Consider the following 15,452-nt stretch of genomic DNA (forward strand, 5'->3'; position numbering starts at 1 on the left):
CCTGGTTATTTGTGGTGCGTTTTACCCAAGGCCTTGGCCACCAGTTGTTCGTAAAGTTCGGCGTAGGGTTCGACGGCCTTGCACCAGTTGAACGGGGCAGCCATCGCCCGGCAGCGCATGGCGTGCAGCAGATCCGGGAAGGCAAACACCTTGAACGCGCGGCTCAGGGCTTCGCGGTAGCTGTCAGCCGTGGACTCGTTGAACAGGAACCCGGTGACGCCGTTTTCAATGGTGTCGGCCAGCCCGCCGGTGTTGCGCGCCACCGGCAGCGAGCCGAAACGCTGGGCGTACATCTGGCTCAAGCCGCAAGGTTCGTAACGCGACGGCATCAGCAGGAAATCGCTGCCGGCGAACATCCGCCGGGCGTCGGTTTCATTGAAGCCGATGCGCACGCCGATCTGGCCGGGAAAACGCAGGGCCAGTTCGCGCATGGCCTGTTCCTCTTCCGGCTCGCCGCGTCCGATGATGGCGATCTGGCCACCGTTCTGCACGATGTACTCCGACACCGCTTCGGTCAGGTCGAGGCCTTTTTGATAAACCAGCCGCGACACCACGGCAAACAGCGGGCCTTCCGAGTCTTTCAGGCCGAACAGTTCGCGTACATGGGCGGCGTTGACGGCTTTTCCTTCCCAGTCGCCGATGGCAAACGGCGCGAACAGGTGCGGGTCGGTGGCGGCGTCCCAGCTCTCGTCGATACCGTTGGGGATGCCGCTGAGCAAACCTTGCTGGGTCTTGGCGGCGAGAAAGCCGTCGAGGCCGCAGCCGAAATCAGGGGTGGTGATTTCCTGCGCGTAAGTGGCGCTGACCGTGGTGATGTGGCTCGAATAGGCCATGCCGGCCTTGAGGAACGACATCTTGCCGTAGAACTCCATGCCTTCCTGCTGCAGGGCATGGGCGGGAATCCCGAGTTCCGGGCACGAGCCGAGGCTGGTCACGCCTTGATAGGCGAGGTTGTGAATGGTGAACAGGGTCGGCGTGCGTTGCCCGCGCCAGTGCATGTAGGCAGGCGCCAGACCGGCCGGCCAGTCATGGGCGTGCACCAGATCCGGGCACCAGTGGATTTGTGCGAGGTTGGCGGCGATATCGGCGGCGGCCAGGCCCAGACGGGCGAAGCGGATGTGGTTGTCCGGCCAGTCACGGCCGTTGTTGGCGCCATAAGGGCCGCCGTCGCGTGCGTAGAGCTCAGGGCAGATCAACACATAAATGACCAGGCCGTCAGGCATGTCCATGCGCCCGATCTTGCACGGTGGCAGCGCGGCGTGGCCGCCCAGTTCGCCGATGATGTGGATCGGATTTTCACTGTTCATCACTTGCGGGTAACCGGGGATCAGCACCCGGACATCATGCAGATGCGCCATCGCGCGGGGCAGGGCGGCAGAAACGTCACCAAGACCGCCGGTCTTCACCAGATCGGCGATTTCCGAGGTCACGAACAACACTTTCTTCTTGTTGGGATTCTGACTGGCTACCGGTGTCAGCGTCTTGGTGCCCGGGACGTTGATCGACCGGCTGCCGGGAACGCTCACGGTGCTCGATTCGCCGACCGGCTGATGAGCACGCTCTCCCTGAATATCCAATGCCGCACTGATCATATGAATCTCCCGTTTTGTTGATCTGATTCTTGTCTTGAACAAGCGATGTCCATGGCCAAATCCTGTGGCCGGGCGCAAACGCGCCACGCATCGGTGAGCAAACGCTACCCAACACGCGCAAGCAGAATGGGTGAAGAGGCCATTGCAAGGAATGAACCAGTCGCCTTGGCCTTGTCTTTCAGATGACCCGTCGCGATCAGCAAAAGTTTCGACAAAATTTCCACATTGTGACCGACCGGTTTCGCCCCGCGAAAACCAGTCTAGGCCAGATCCTAGAGCGGGCCAGGGCAATCGGACGAATTGTTCGACAATCTGTTGCAGGCTCACGGAAACCGTGGCTTTGAGCGGGGGATCGCACCGACGAAGTGCATGTTTGAAGGGGTGGACGGTGCAAAACGGTGACCAGTCGGTCACGTTTTTGGGCGCGAGGAAAGTGCGTGTGCACTGTTGCGGTGCGGACAGTTGTGTTGGCGTGCGGTCAGTGGGTGCTGATTCGCGGGCAGGGGTTGCCCGCGAATCGGAGGAAGGTCAGTTCAGCAGACGAATCGGTTCTCCCGCTGACCAGGCCTGAATGTCCTCGATCATCTGCGAAAAGAACTGCTGATAGTTCTGTCGGCTGACGTATCCGACATGAGGCGTGGCCAGCACATTGTCCAGCGTGCGAAACGGATGCAGCGCCGGCAACGGTTCTTCATCGAATACATCCAGCGCTGCGCCAGCGATGCGCTGTTTCTGCAAGGCCTTGATCAGCGCGGCTTCGTCGACAATCGGCCCGCGCGCCGTGTTGACCAGCAGGGCGGTTGGCTTCATCCAGTCCAGTGCCTGAGCATCGACCAGACCACGACTGCGGTCGCTGAGCACCAGGTGCACCGACAAAACGTCGGCCTGTTCGAACAATTGCTGCTTGCTGACATAGGTGACACCGGCCTGTTCGGCGCGCTCGGCGGTCAGGTTTTCGCTCCAGGCGATCACCCGCATGCCGAACACCTGACCGAACTGCGCCACCCGTTGGCCGATACTGCCGAGCCCGAGAATGCCCAGGGTCTTGCCGTGCAGATCGCCGCCCAGACCCTGTTGCCACTGGCCGGCACGCAGGGCGTTGGCCTCGTTCACCAGGTTGCGGGTGGCGGCCATGATCAGCGCCCAGGTCAGTTCCGGCGCAGCATGCTTATAGCTGTCGGTGCCGCAGACCTTGATCCCGAGCCGGGCTGCGGCCGGCATGTCCAGCGCTGCATTGCGCATGCCGCCGGTGACCAGCAGCTTGAGGTTCGGCAAACGCTTGAGCAGGTCTTCATCGAAGCGCGTGCGTTCGCGCATCACGCAAATCACCTGGAACCGCCCGAGGCGTTCGGCCAGCGTGGCGTTGTCCGCCGGGTAATCATGGACGAAGGTCACTTCGCCGAGACTGTCGAGCACCGACCAGTCGACTACACCCCGCGCGACGTCCTGCCAGTCATCGATCACCGCAATCTGCACCGCCATCAGCCTTGACTCCTCAACGAACGGGATTGGTTTTGTTCAGCCAGCCGAGCAGTGCCTGATGGAACTGCGCCGGTTCTTCCATCTGCGGGGCATGGCCCATGCCGGGGAATTCCACCAATGTGGACTGCGGAATCAGCTTGGCGACCTGTTTGCCCAACACGTCGTAGTGGCCGATTTTCGCTTTCACCTCGGGTGGCGCAATGTCCTTGCCGATGGCTGTGGTGTCGGAGGTGCCGATCAGCAACAGGGTCGGCATCTTCAGGTCCTTGAACTCGTAGTACACCGGCTGGGTGAAGATCATGTCGTAGATCAGCGCCGAGTTCCATGCGACCTGAGTCTTGCCCGGGCCATTGCTCAGGCCAGCGAGCATGTCGACCCAGCGGTCGAATTCGGGTTTCCAGCGACCGCCGTAATAGGTGCTGCGCTCGTAGTCGCGGATGCCTTGGGCGGTGACTTTCAGTTCGCGCTGATACCACTGGTCAACGCTGCGATACGGTACGCCAAGGGCTTTCCAGTCTTCGAGACCGATCGGGTTGACCAGCGCCAATTGCTCGACCTGATCCGGGTATTGCAGGGCGTAGCGGGTGGCCAGCATGCCGCCGGTGGAGTGGCCGAGCAGGGTGGCTTTCTGAATGCCCAGCGCCTTGAGCAATTGCTGGGTGTTGGCCGCCAGTTGCTGGAAGGTGTACTGGTAGTGATCGGGTTTGCTGGAGGTGCAGAAGCCGATCTGATCTGGCGCAACCACCCGGTAACCGGCCTCGCTCAGGGCCTTGATCGAACTGTCCCAGGTGGCGCCGCAAAAATTCTTGCCGTGCATCAGCACCACGGTGCGCCCGTTGGCCTTGCCGTGGGCGGCGACGTCCATGTAACCCATCTGCAATGATTTGCCCTGGGACTGAAAGGCAAAATGCTTGAGGGTGTAGGGATAGTCGAAACCTTGCAGTTCCGGGCCGTATTGCGGGCCTTCGGCGTGAGCAAACAGGGGCAGGGCAGCGGTCAGCAACAGGCCGGGCAGCCAGCGGGTCAGCGACACAGACATGAGACAACTCCACAGGAAATCGGCCGATGCTGGAACGGCCGGATTAGGGCGACGTTAAACACAGGCAATGCCCGCGCCTGATCGTTCAACCGAGCCAACCCAGCGTGAGCATCGCCAGCACCGCATAACGGGCGCCTTTGGCCAGGGTGACGATCAACAGGAATCGCCCGAGCGGTTCACGCATGACCCCGGCGATCAGCGTCAGGGGATCACCGATGACCGGCAACCAGCTGAGTAGCAGTGACCAGTGCCCATAACGTTGATAGTGAACGCGGGCGCGGTCCATGTGCTTCGGGCTGACCGGAAACCAGCGCCGACCCTGAAACCGCTCCAGTCCTCGCCCCAGCCACCAGTTGACCAGCGAACCGAGGACATTGCCCAGCGTCGCCACCACCAGCAGCCCCCACAGCCAATAGCGATCGCTGACCAGCAGCCCGACCAGCACCGCTTCCGATTGCAGCGGCAGCAGTGTGGCCGCGCCAAACGCGGCGAAGAACAGCCCGATGTAACCCGCCGTCATCAATGGGCCGGGTAATCCGCCACCACCACATCAGCCCCATCCTTTTTCAGGCCGATGACTTGATAGGCATCGCTCATACCGTCCATTTCCATGCCCGGCGAGCCCATCGGCATCCCCGGTGCCGCCACGCCAAGCAGATCGTCACGCTTGCTCAGCGCCAGCACTTGTTCGGCGGGGACGTGACCTTCGACGAATTTGCCGTTGATGATTGCGGTGTGGCAGGACGCCAGACGAGGTGGTACGCCGTGTTGTTGCTTGAAGCTGCTCATGTCGGCTTCAACGTGATCCTCGACCTTGAAACCGTTGGCTTCCAGGTGGCTGATCCACTTTTTGCAGCAGCCGCAGTTGGCGTCGCGGTGGACTTCGATCGGGATGAGGTCGGCGGCTTGCGCCAGGGAGGAGATGAATAGCGCGCTCAGGGCGGCCAGACGCAGGTGGTTTCGCATGGAGGGCTCTCGGCTCGGGTAAAAAAACGCATTTTGACCGGAATTTCCCGCCCGGCATCAACGGAGTGTTTCCAAGTAATACAAGGCGGGTTGTCAGCATGATCGTAGATCAAGGCTGACAGCCCGCTGAGCGAGAGATGACAGATCTGTCAGGATCAGCGCACCTTGAACCGGCCCATGATCGCGCCGACCCGGCTGTTGGCTTCCAGCAACTGTCGGGTGTTGAGCTCGCTGGCCTGACCACTTTGCACCAGTTCATCGACCATGTGACGGATCTGCACCATGCTGCGGTTGATCTCTTCGGTGACGGCGCTTTGCTGTTCGGCGGCGGTGGCAATCTGCGTGCTGAGGCTGTTGATGTGGCTGACCGAGCCGGCCATCTCGTCGAGGCCGCTGTTTACTCGCGCCGTGGCGTCGGCGGCCGACTGGCAACTGGCCTGGGTGTTTTCCATGGCGCTGACCGACGAACTCACGCCCTGGGTCAGGCGGGTCAACATTTCGTTGATTTCCGAAGTGCTGGCCTGGGTGCGGGCGGCGAGGGCGCGCACTTCGTCGGCCACCACCGCGAAGCCGCGTCCCTGCTCACCGGCGCGGGCGGCTTCGATGGCGGCGTTCAGCGCCAGCAGGTTGGTCTGGCCGGCAATGGCGCCAATCACCCCGAGAATCTCGGTGATGCGCTGCGCGTCCTGTTGCATGCTTTCGACCTTGTGCGTGGCGCTGGCCACTTCGTCGATCAGCGCGACCACGCTGCTCGACGCTTCGCCGACCACCACCCGCGAACGGTCGGCGTTTTCGTTGGCGCGCTGGGTGAAGGCGGCGGTTTCGGCGGCATTCTGCGCGACGCTTTCAGCGGTCGAACTCATCTCGTTGATCGCGGTGACGGTCTGGTCGGTTTCCGAGGCGTGGCGCAGCAGAATCTGACTGGTGTGCGCCGACGTACGTTGCAGGTTGTCGAGGCTCGAAGCCATGGCGCCGGTAGCCTGGGTGACTTCGCCGATCATGTTTTGCAGGTAGGCAATGAAGGTGTTGACCGAGTGACCGATCGCGCCGAGTTCGTCTTCGGCGCGGATGGTGATGCGGCGTGTCAGGTCGGCATCGCCGCTGGACAGCAGATCGATGTTGGCTTTCAGGGCCTTCATGCGCTGGATCAATTGGCGGATCGCATAGACCTGCCACAGCACCAGCAGGATCACCAGCGGGATCTGCAACAGGCTCAGGGTGCTGAGCACGTCATCGCGCTGGGCGGTGATCAACTTGGTCGGCAGGGCGGTGGCGAGGAACCAAGGCGTGCCTTCGATCGGGCGCATGAAGAAAGTGCTGGCTTCACCGTTGTTGTCGAACTCGACGCGCTGGGCCTGATCACGGTGCTGCAAGCCAGCCTTTACCTGACTCGCGAAAGGTGAACTGCCAGCCAGCTCGCTGATGTTTTTCAGCACGATCGGGCCATTGATGCGCGAACTGTTGCTGATGATTTTGCCGTCGGCCTCGACGATCAGCATTTCGGCACTGAGGTCTTTTTCCTTGCGCGCCACCAGGTCGTTGAAGAAGCCCAGCGTCACGTCGATGGTCGATACACCCCAGGTCGTGCCGTTCTTCTGGATGGCCATGGCGCAGTTGGTGCGTGGCTCGGCGCTGGCATCGTCTTTATAGGCGGCGGCCCAGGCGCATTGGCCGCGCGGGGTCTGCAGGCCGCCCTTGTACCAGCTCTGGTCGTAATAGTTGGGCGCTGCGTCGCTGTTCCAGAAGGTGTTCACGCCGAGTTTGCCGGAGCTGTCGCGATGCCAGAAGGTGCTGAACTTGTTGCGTCCCGCCTCACGCTGACCGGGCAGTGGCCAGATACCACCGCCAAATACTTTCAATTCACCGTACTGGTCCACCAGCCCCGGCAGCACCGTATCGATGGCGGCACTGTCGAGCAGCGGGATGGTCTGGGTGATGCTGCGTTGCTGCGATTGAACCTTGTTCAGTTCGCCCTGGATCTGCTCGGCGACCTCGGCAATGCGGTTGAGCACGACCTGTTCTTCGGTATGACGCAGTTTCGGCGCGACCAACTGGCTGATGCCTACCACGGTCAGGACCGACAGCAACAGGATAAATAGAACCAGAAACAGCGTGTAGCGAGCCTGAATGGTACGGAATGCGGGCATGGAGACCGGTCCTTGAGCAGCGTTTCTTATTAGGGGCGAGGAGTAAAACAGTAGGGGTATCCCTTACGTATCGTCGCGGCGCGAGGAAGCTTTAGGTACTCACGTGCTAAAAAGTTTTGAAACGCTGACCGACAAGTAACAGATCCGACACATGCAAACTAACCAGCCCGTTCGTTAGAGTAAAAAGCCGATTTTCGCCGGACTGGCCAAGCGGCTCTGGCTCAATATCTGCGGGGCTTGCAGTGCTTTGTATCGAGAATGTACAAAATTTGTAAAAAAGTGAAAAACAGATTGGTGACATCAGTTTGCCGGCCGATACTCCGGGCAACTCAAGACGTTCCACAAGGATATTTTCATGTTCTTTTCGCAAGGAGCACGCTCATGACCGTTGGTTATACCGGCGCGTGGCAGCCCAAGGCAGGTTTGCTGGTTCGAGATGCAGGGAGCTCGGGCAAACCGGTTTCTCAAAGCGTGAAGGTCAAGCAGATGCTGGCCCTGGTCGGCAACGACCCCACCGTTCTCAACACGGCGGAAATGGACAAGCAGCGTTTGCACAAGAACATCAAGGGGTTCGATCCGGAAAACGTCACTCCCAAGCAATTGGGCAAACTGACTGACTTCCTGCGCAGCCGGGGCCTCATTTCCGAAGTGACCTCGATGACGCTGCTCAATGCCGGTGACAAGTTCGATCGCTTTGGCATTCAGAAAGACCCGGATGCCAAGTTCAATGCGCTGGAATATTTCGCCACGCAACTGGACACCATCAACAACAACAGCCTCAAGGGCAACAAGTACGCCAATACGTTGATCCCGGAGTACAAGAAAGCCATTTACGTGCTGCAGAGCCTGAAAACCTACGGACAGGGCGGTGAACGTCCGCCTCCGACCGACAAAGGCGTCAGCGCCAAGGCTTGATCGCGTAAAACCAGGCCCTCCGATGCGCAGGGCCTGGGCATTCTTGCGTTACACGGACGATGATGGCTTGGCAATGAGCGATTGCAGGTCGTCATGCAGCCGCTGCATCTGCGGGCAAATCAGCGTCAACGCCGGTGGCCTGGCGCCACGATGAAACAACGCCAGCCAGCCAGCTCCTCTCTCATCCGGCACCAGCCCGGTGAACACGAATCCCGCCGTCGTGAGCAAGTGAAAAGCGCTTGCGAATTCCTTTGCCAGCCTGAGCCTGACTGAAATGAGCCAATGCGCCGGCAGTTCCTGCAACTGCTTGAGCAAGCCGCCATCGATCTCTTTGAAAATGCCTTCATACCGGTTCAATTGTTGTTCCAGCTGCACCGGTTCGCCCACCCAGGGCGCGGCCTTGTCCTGTGTTCCGAACACGCTGCACATCTGCCTCATGAAATCCCGGCAGCTTTCGGGCCACGCCTGGGTCGGGAGCGGGCGTCGGTTATCGTCGACAGGCGTGTAACCGATGACCAGCGATTCCCGCGCCGAGGCATTGAACGGAGACGGGACATGGTCGGGCAGCCATCCGACACTCTGAAAGCCGAGACTGGCTGCCATGCGCTGTGTGTAAGGATGGCCGGTGACCTGTTTGATCGTCACGCCCCGGTATCCCAACGCTTGCGCATGAATCAACAGCTGCCGTCCCAGGCGAGTAGCAATGTTCTGACCTCGGGTTTCGGGGGCAACCACGCTCAATGCCAGCTCGGCGATGTGCGATCCCTTGGCACGAATCAAGGTCGCGTGTCCCAGCATTTGATCTTCGGCGACGGCGACCAGAGAGTGCCAGCGCCCCAGCGCATGGTTGCGATCAATCATGCAGGGCAGATAGACGTGAGGCTGGGCGTAAAGATCGCCGTAGGTTTTTCGGAACAGGTTGCTCACGGCCACAGCGTCGCTGTTGCGGTAACTGCGCAGGGTAACTGTTTCCATCAGCGGTGTTCCATGGGCGGGCTGTCGTAGACGCGCAGATCCAGTACGCGCTGGCGTTTGCCGGAGCGCGGATGGCGTGACAGGTCCTGAACCGTGCAGCAGTGAATCTCCACGTCCAGCAAGTGATCGGCATTGAGTTGTTCGATCAACGGGTAGTGTTCAATCAACGCGTGGTGCAGCCTCCGGTCGGTGTCTGCCGAAGCAGGTTGCACAGCGTCCGGAGCCCATTTCAGGCGCAGGATATCTTTCGTTCCGGCCTGTTCGATCACCAGTTGCCAATCGTCACTGCCGGTGAGGCGTTGCACCGTATCGCCGATTTCATCGGGCAGCAGTGTCAGGATTCCCACCCTGACTCGCTGGCTGTCGGCGCTGCGGCCCATCAGCGCGAATTTGCGCGTGGGCGTTCGGTCGAGCTCTCGCCAACAGGCGCGGTCGCCGACCGGGTAACGAATCAGCGGCATCAACCGCCGGGTGAGATTGGTCATCACCAGGCGGCCTGTGCGATCGCATTCTTCGATTACCTCACCGGTTTGTTCGTCGAGGATCTCCAGCACGCTGTGGCCCTGCGCCATCCGGTGTTCACCCAGGGCGCAGTCGCGATCACTGGCGCCGATAAAGCCGGCATCGACGCTGGCATACCCCATGGAGGCGACGCGTACATTGGGGAACACCCGGCCGAGCAGTTGCAACTGTGCCGGGAACAGGCTTTCACCGCCGTAGAGCAGGCATTCGATGCACTCCAGCCGGCGTCCCTGATGTTCCAGCCACGCGGCGAAGGTCAACAAATGCGCCGGTACACCGGCCAGTACATTGATCCGATGCCGGGAAATCGAATCGGCCAGCACGGTCGAGTCGACATGACCGGTGAAAGGGAACTCCACGACGCCCGGCTGAACGTGGGCCAGCGCATCGTGAGTGAAGATGAAACTGGCATACAGGTCGCCGACAAAAAACAGGTTGGCGACCTGATCGCCCTTGTTCAGTTGCCCGGTGAGGTTGCGACCGAAATCCTCCACCAGCGTTTGCCATTCCCGCCGCTCGAAGACCGACAGTTTGCCATCGCTGGTGGTCCCTCCGGTTTTGAACACCAGTGCGTTGCCCAGGCTTGCGGTCAATACCGGCCAGCGGTCAAGGTCCTGGCTGCCTTTCCAGTAGTGCGCGGGGTCAATCACGGGTAAATCGGTCAGTGCCGTTACCTGCTCGGGGACGCTGGCAAAGTGGCTGGCGTAAAAGCTTGAATGCTGACGCGCAAAAGCGACCAGCTCCTGCAATTCAATCCTTGGGATCATGGTGTGCTCCTTGCAGAACGGAGGAGGCGCGGGCTCCTCGGTTATCGATCAGCAGCGGCGTCTTGCCGCTGTGCTTGTTTCGGGTGAACCGGTCGATGGCGCAGACCTGCGCGTCCACTGTCAGCAGCCCGGTCTGCACAAGGGTTGCCAGCGTCGGGTAACCCAGCAGTCGACGATGCACGTCCTGGGGTTCGAGCACACTTAGAAATTTCATGCATTCCAGTCCGTCGGGGGCATGTTCGAGGATCACCTGAAACTCGGTCTGCAGGTGCTGCGCCAGTTCCGAGAGGCAGATGAAATCGGTGCCGATGCGCACCAGCCTGCCGTGGCGCTGAAGCAGTTCGAAGCGCGGCGTCTGCAGACCACAGCCACACCGTCCGGGCACCCAGCGGCCGCTGTCGCCGACGTCATAACGCTGAACGTCCTGACCTTCTCGAGCGAGGGAGGTGAACACCAGGCGACCGGTCTCGTTGTCACGCACTGGCTGGTCGGTTTCGAACGCGACAATTTCCAGGTGCTGGATATCGCTCAAAAGATGAAACACACCGTCGCCGGCGGCTGAACAGGCGTGACCGAGCGGGCCGGCGTCGACACTGCCGTAGATCGCCGAGCGGATCAGGCTGACGCCGCAGTCTTGCAGCAACTGCCGGCTCTGCTCGCCGAGGTGTTCGCCGCCGAGAAATACTTTTTCGACCCCGCCATAGGTGCGCAGACGCGTTTGTTCGTTGAGGAACAAACGGTGCAGGGTGCTTGGCATGCCGATCAGCGTGTTCACCTGCTGATCGACGATCAATTGCGCAATCTCCCGGTAGTCATCATCGGCCGGGGCACCCATCGGCAGGTGAGTGACGTCCAGTTGCTCCAGTACTTTGGAGAAACTGAAAAAACCGCCATACAGACCGCCACTGAAAAACAGGTTCATCACCCGGTCCCGACGTGGATCGAGACCCGCTGCAAACAGACCATCGGCTGTAGCGCGCATCTGTTGGCGAAAGTCCCGATAACTGAAACCAGACAAGGCCGGCACGCCGCTGCTGCCGCCGGAACGGAAATACAGTTGGGCCGAAGCGTTGATCGGGCGGGCGATGAACGCTTCCTTGCTCATGATCGGCAGGTTCATCACACAGGGCGCAATGCCTGAGCCATTGAGCGTGGCGTGGGAGGGCAGTTTTGTCGGCGACAGACTGGCCGAGACTCGCCGGCTCAGGCGTTGCAGGGCATAGACGCCGTCGTGAGGTTCGCCGTCGTAGCCATCGTGAATCGCTTCCGTCGGAGCAACGCGGGTGACGCCGGCGGTGATCAGCAGCTGTGAAAGCTCTGCAATCTGCTGTTCCGGGCAGATCAGGGCGCAGCTTTGCAGCACGTTTCGCCATGGCAACAGGGTCTCGATCACCCGTGTGTGCGGCAGTGGCTTGAGCAGCAGGCTGCGAAACAGTGGCGAAGGCTTCAATGGTCGGTCATGGGTCCAGATCACCCGCCAGCCCGGTGCTGTCCAGACCTCGCCAGCCACTTCGGCGAAACTGTGTGCGAGCCTGGCCATGGCGGTGTCGGTGGTGATTTGCGAGGCTTCCTGAATCGTTGGCAGCAATGCCGGCCATTGTCCGGCGCGGCGTTCGAATGCTTTGGCCAGACCCTCACCGACACCGCGCAATACGGCCTCATCGTCGCTGTCCACCAACAACCATTGCGGGCTCGAGCACGCTTGCTGATCGAGTCGGCAGACTTCGTCCACCACGGCGTCGAGCGCCTGAGGCGAGGCGGCGTCCGGTGTCAGATAAACGAAGCTGATGCGATGTCCCCAATCGATCCAGCGGCATCCGGCGGGGATTTGCTGGCGAATCGCTTGGAGTGCCGATTCGCCGCCCCAGGCCGAGACACCGTTGGCCCATTGGCACAGCTGGCCGATTTGCGCGGTGGTCGCCGGAACGACAGCGACATGCCCTGCGAGTTGGCCGCTGGGGTCGCATTGCGTCAGCGCGTGGAGCAATTGCGCGGTCAGCCCCTGATCGCTGCTGCTGGGGCGCAGCCAGGTGACGTTGCCGGCCAGCAGACTTTCGATCACAGCGCAGAACGCCAGAAGTGCCGCGTTTCCGGGAGTGATGTGGACCACCAGGCCCAACGGGCTCCAGCATTCGAAACGTGGTTGGCGATAGTCGAAGCGCCGCAGTGTAGCGGGTTGAGCGCCAAGCTCCCGTTCGAGTTTGCGCCGCAGACCTTGAGGCTGGCAGAACTCGATCAGTGACTCGCGTTGTTCGGCGTCGAGCGGCAGGGTCAGGCTGATGTCGCCCAACCGAAGGGCGAGCGTGGCCGCCGCATGGATGACCGTCTCGCTGTGCAGAGGCGAGTTCAGGCGTTGGGGCAGGGCCTGACGCAACTGATCCAGAGCGGTATCGAATCCGATGTCCGCGTGAAGTTGTCCATTGATCAGGTACATATCAGTGCCTCCCCAAGAGTTCGGACGCCGCCATCGCGCAGCTTCTGCCGGCGGTGGTGGCGGCGCGGCCATGCAGTTCGAACCAGTCACTGTCCAGACCGCAGCCGCAGCTTGCGCCGGGGTGCAGGGTGGCGAGGTCGCTCATGACCACCGCATGGGCGGGGCTCGAAGAAATGTAGGGCGAGACCGCACTCAGCAAGCCGGGCCGGCCATAAGGCAGAACTGAGAAGTCGGATGGATTGCGTATGAATACCTTTGAATAGACCGGGACATGAAAATGATGGTGAGCGCATTCGAGGTAAGGCACCGGATGCTCGACCGCACCGTAACCGTCGCGGCAGCGGGCGATGTCGATTCCCAATTGCTGGTGGGTACGCTCGTAAAGCTTCCGGCGGGGGATCTCCTGCGCGGCGTTGGTTTTCCAGCCGCCGCCAAACAGCGCCAGGGAGTCAGCTGCCAGTTGCAGATCGGCCACGCCAGTGGTCTGCATGCGTTGCAGGGTCTGCCAGAGAAATGCAGGAAACCCGAAGATCCGCACCGGCAGGCCTTCTTCGGCAAAGGACTGCAACGCCGAAATGACGCCAAAGCCATCGAACTCGTGACCGCCACCGGTCCGACGCAAGGCATACACCACGCGGTTGACCGGAGCAAACCGGCACAGGAACTGGTCGGTGAACGACGTTCCCAGGGTAATGCTGGCTTCAGGCTCGTAGCTCAGGAGCAAGTAGTTGCACGGCGTTTGCGGACTGTCCCAGCCATAGTGGTGGAAGATCCGTTCGACCATGTATTGGGCGGCGGCCAGACTGCGTTCGTCATAACGCATGCGGCTTTTCTCGCCGCTGGTGCCTGACGATGTCAGTTCCAGTGCGTCTGCACCGGTCGGGCTGAGCAGTTGTTGCTGTTTGAAGAAACTGGCGAAGATCGGTGGCAGTCGCGACCAGTCGTCGAGGCTGTCCAGATCCGTCACGGTCAGTCCATTGGCGTTCAACCAGTGTTCATACCCGGGGGTGTGTTCACTGTGAAAGCGGCTGATTTCGGCCATGGCCTGATCGAAAAGCCCCGCCGGCAAGGAATCCGGGCAATAGGGTTGTGTCAACGCACAGAGCGCGTCGCTATGGGGGAAATGGAACATCAGGCGTCCTTATTGATGTGTCGAGGAAGCGGTTTCTGCCGGAGGTTCACGCAGAAACCGGTACAAGAGAGGCAGGCTCAGCAGCCCGCCCAGTGCAGCCCAAAGGGCGAAGGAATCGAGGCGGGCACCGCCGACGATTACCGCGATGAGCGAACCGCCGGTGCCCATCACTGCAATCGAGATCATGCCCACTGCGGCAGAGACCAGGCCTTTGCTGTCATCGCTGGAAAACAGCGCCAGTCGATACAGTGCGGCATTGCTCATGCCCAGCCCCACGGCGTACAGCGCGAGGCCTGAAATCAACAAACCAAGGGGCAGGTCTGTCAGAGCACCCGCCAGCAGGGTCAAGAGCCCGAGGCAAAACGGCCAGAGCGCCAGGCGAATCAACTGCACCAATTCGCGCGAGGTCAGCAAACGGTCGAGAATCAGATTGCCGACGATGACCGCCGAAAAGATCGGTATCTGCCACAAGGCGTATTCACGTGTGGACAAGGCAAGCCGCTGGATCAACAGCAGGGGCGAGAGCCCGATCCACGCTATCAACGGCAGGCTCATCAACCCGAGCGCGAGGCTCGCGCCGAGGAACCTCGGGTTGCGCAGCAGGGCCAGGTATCGACGAAATGTCTGTCGCCAGGACAACGGAATTGGCGCCTGCTGGCCGCCGTCTCGGCGAACGACCCCGATGGTTTCCGGCATGCAGACGTAGAGCCCGGCCCACGCGATGGCAGCGACCAGGCCCAGGGCCAGGAACAGTTCGCGCCAGCTCAGCCATTCCAGCAACAGGCTGCCCAACAACGGGCCAAGCAGCGGCGACAGCAGCGCAACGTTGCCCAGCAGCGCCATGAGCCGCACGGCATCCGCCTCACAGAACACTTCCTGGAGCGCGGGATAGCTGACAGCCACCACGAATCCCAGTCCCATGCCTTGCAGAAGCCGTAATGCATTGAAGGCTTCAATGCCGGGCGTGGCGATTGCAGCCAGACAGGTCATCGCAAAGAGCGCACAACCGATGAGCAACAAGGGGCGTCGGCCAAACCGGTCGGACAATGGCCCGATCAGCCATTGCAGGCAGACGCCTCCGATCAGGTACAGATTAAACGCAGTGGGGATATGCCGTGGATCGGCGCCGAAGTCTTCGGTGACGGTGAGCATGGCCGGCATGATCATGTCGCTGGCCATGTAGGTCAGCCACTCGAACAGCGTGATGGCCAGACAGAAGCCAAGCGTTTTTAGTGGCGGGATATCGATGAGTGTTCTTTGCATGCGCTTCCATGGCCTTCAAAGGGGAGAGCGCAAAGGGTAGGGGCGAGAGGTGGATGTTCCTACGCCGCCGCTGCGACGTGGTATGTCGCAGGTTTGCAGGGTATTGCCGAAGGCGGATTGCTTACTGCTGCGGGTGAAATGTCCGACATTTTGATAGGGGATATATACGGAAAATGCCCACATCATCGTGGGCATTTTTTACGGGTGCTCAATCAAAT

12 protein-coding genes are annotated in these 15,452 nt (G+C 60.9%); 1 reads left to right on the plus strand and 11 read right to left on the minus strand.

Annotation, left to right across the window (positions count from 1 at the left end; translation table 11 throughout):
• Nucleotides 1–5: 5 nt before the first annotated feature.
• From glgA to AC07N4_RS01415, 6 genes are all read right to left on the minus strand, one after another.
• Entirely contained in the window at nucleotides 6–1,592 is a 1,587-nt protein-coding gene (gene glgA, locus AC07N4_RS01390; protein ID WP_096820276.1) for a glycogen synthase GlgA, read from the minus strand.
• A gap of 528 nt (nucleotides 1,593–2,120) precedes the next feature.
• On the minus strand, nucleotides 2,121–3,074 hold the full coding sequence (locus AC07N4_RS01395; RefSeq protein WP_493064764.1) for a D-2-hydroxyacid dehydrogenase family protein: 954 nt from the start codon (nucleotides 3,072–3,074) through the stop codon (nucleotides 2,121–2,123).
• A gap of 13 nt (nucleotides 3,075–3,087) precedes the next feature.
• Nucleotides 3,088–4,113 (minus strand): alpha/beta fold hydrolase, encoded by a 1,026-nt coding sequence (locus AC07N4_RS01400; RefSeq protein ID WP_493064765.1) that lies wholly within the window; start codon nucleotides 4,111–4,113, stop codon nucleotides 3,088–3,090.
• Nucleotides 4,114–4,198: 85 nt separating this feature from the next.
• Nucleotides 4,199–4,633, minus strand: coding sequence for a YqaA family protein (locus tag AC07N4_RS01405; RefSeq protein ID WP_493064766.1), 435 nt, complete (start codon nucleotides 4,631–4,633; stop codon nucleotides 4,199–4,201).
• Complete coding sequence (locus tag AC07N4_RS01410) at nucleotides 4,633–5,079, minus strand: DUF411 domain-containing protein (protein ID WP_096820280.1); 447 nt, start codon at nucleotides 5,077–5,079, stop codon at nucleotides 4,633–4,635. Before AC07N4_RS01410 ends, AC07N4_RS01405 begins: the two co-directional genes overlap by 1 nt.
• A 155-nt stretch (nucleotides 5,080–5,234) precedes the next feature.
• The gene (locus tag AC07N4_RS01415) at nucleotides 5,235–7,226 is read right to left on the minus strand and encodes a methyl-accepting chemotaxis protein (RefSeq protein ID WP_493064767.1); all 1,992 of its coding nucleotides are present in this window, start codon (nucleotides 7,224–7,226) and stop codon (nucleotides 5,235–5,237) included.
• Between the two features lie 381 nt (nucleotides 7,227–7,607).
• Here AC07N4_RS01415 and AC07N4_RS01420 point away from each other — a divergent pair, with 381 nt between their 5' ends.
• A complete protein-coding gene (locus AC07N4_RS01420; protein WP_096820282.1) occupies nucleotides 7,608–8,141 on the plus strand; it encodes a hypothetical protein in 534 nt (177 codons plus the stop codon).
• A gap of 48 nt (nucleotides 8,142–8,189) precedes the next feature.
• Here AC07N4_RS01420 and AC07N4_RS01425 read toward each other — a convergent pair whose 3' ends face one another.
• From AC07N4_RS01425 to AC07N4_RS01445, 5 genes are read right to left on the minus strand one after another with little or no spacing between them, the layout of a single operon-like run.
• A complete protein-coding gene (locus AC07N4_RS01425; RefSeq protein ID WP_493064768.1) occupies nucleotides 8,190–9,116 on the minus strand; it encodes a GNAT family N-acetyltransferase in 927 nt (308 codons plus the stop codon).
• A complete protein-coding gene (locus AC07N4_RS01430) occupies nucleotides 9,116–10,405 on the minus strand; it encodes a phenylacetate--CoA ligase family protein (RefSeq protein ID WP_493064769.1) in 1,290 nt (429 codons plus the stop codon). The genes AC07N4_RS01425 and AC07N4_RS01430 overlap by 1 nt, the downstream gene beginning before the upstream one ends.
• Nucleotides 10,389–12,839 carry an aldehyde dehydrogenase family protein gene (locus AC07N4_RS01435; RefSeq protein ID WP_493064770.1) on the minus strand — a complete coding sequence of 817 codons (2,451 nt, stop codon included), beginning with the start codon at nucleotides 12,837–12,839 and terminating at the stop codon, nucleotides 10,389–10,391. Before AC07N4_RS01435 ends, AC07N4_RS01430 begins: the two co-directional genes overlap by 17 nt.
• Before the next feature lies 1 nt (nucleotide 12,840).
• Entirely contained in the window at nucleotides 12,841–13,971 is a 1,131-nt protein-coding gene (locus tag AC07N4_RS01440; protein WP_493064771.1) for a LuxE/PaaK family acyltransferase, read from the minus strand.
• A 9-nt stretch (nucleotides 13,972–13,980) separates the two neighbouring features.
• The gene (locus AC07N4_RS01445) at nucleotides 13,981–15,234 is read right to left on the minus strand and encodes an MFS transporter (RefSeq protein WP_493064772.1); all 1,254 of its coding nucleotides are present in this window, start codon (nucleotides 15,232–15,234) and stop codon (nucleotides 13,981–13,983) included.
• Between the last annotated feature and the right edge of the window lie 218 nt (nucleotides 15,235–15,452).

The sequence above is a fragment of the Pseudomonas sp. GW821-FHT09E04 genome, from assembly GCF_059416185.1.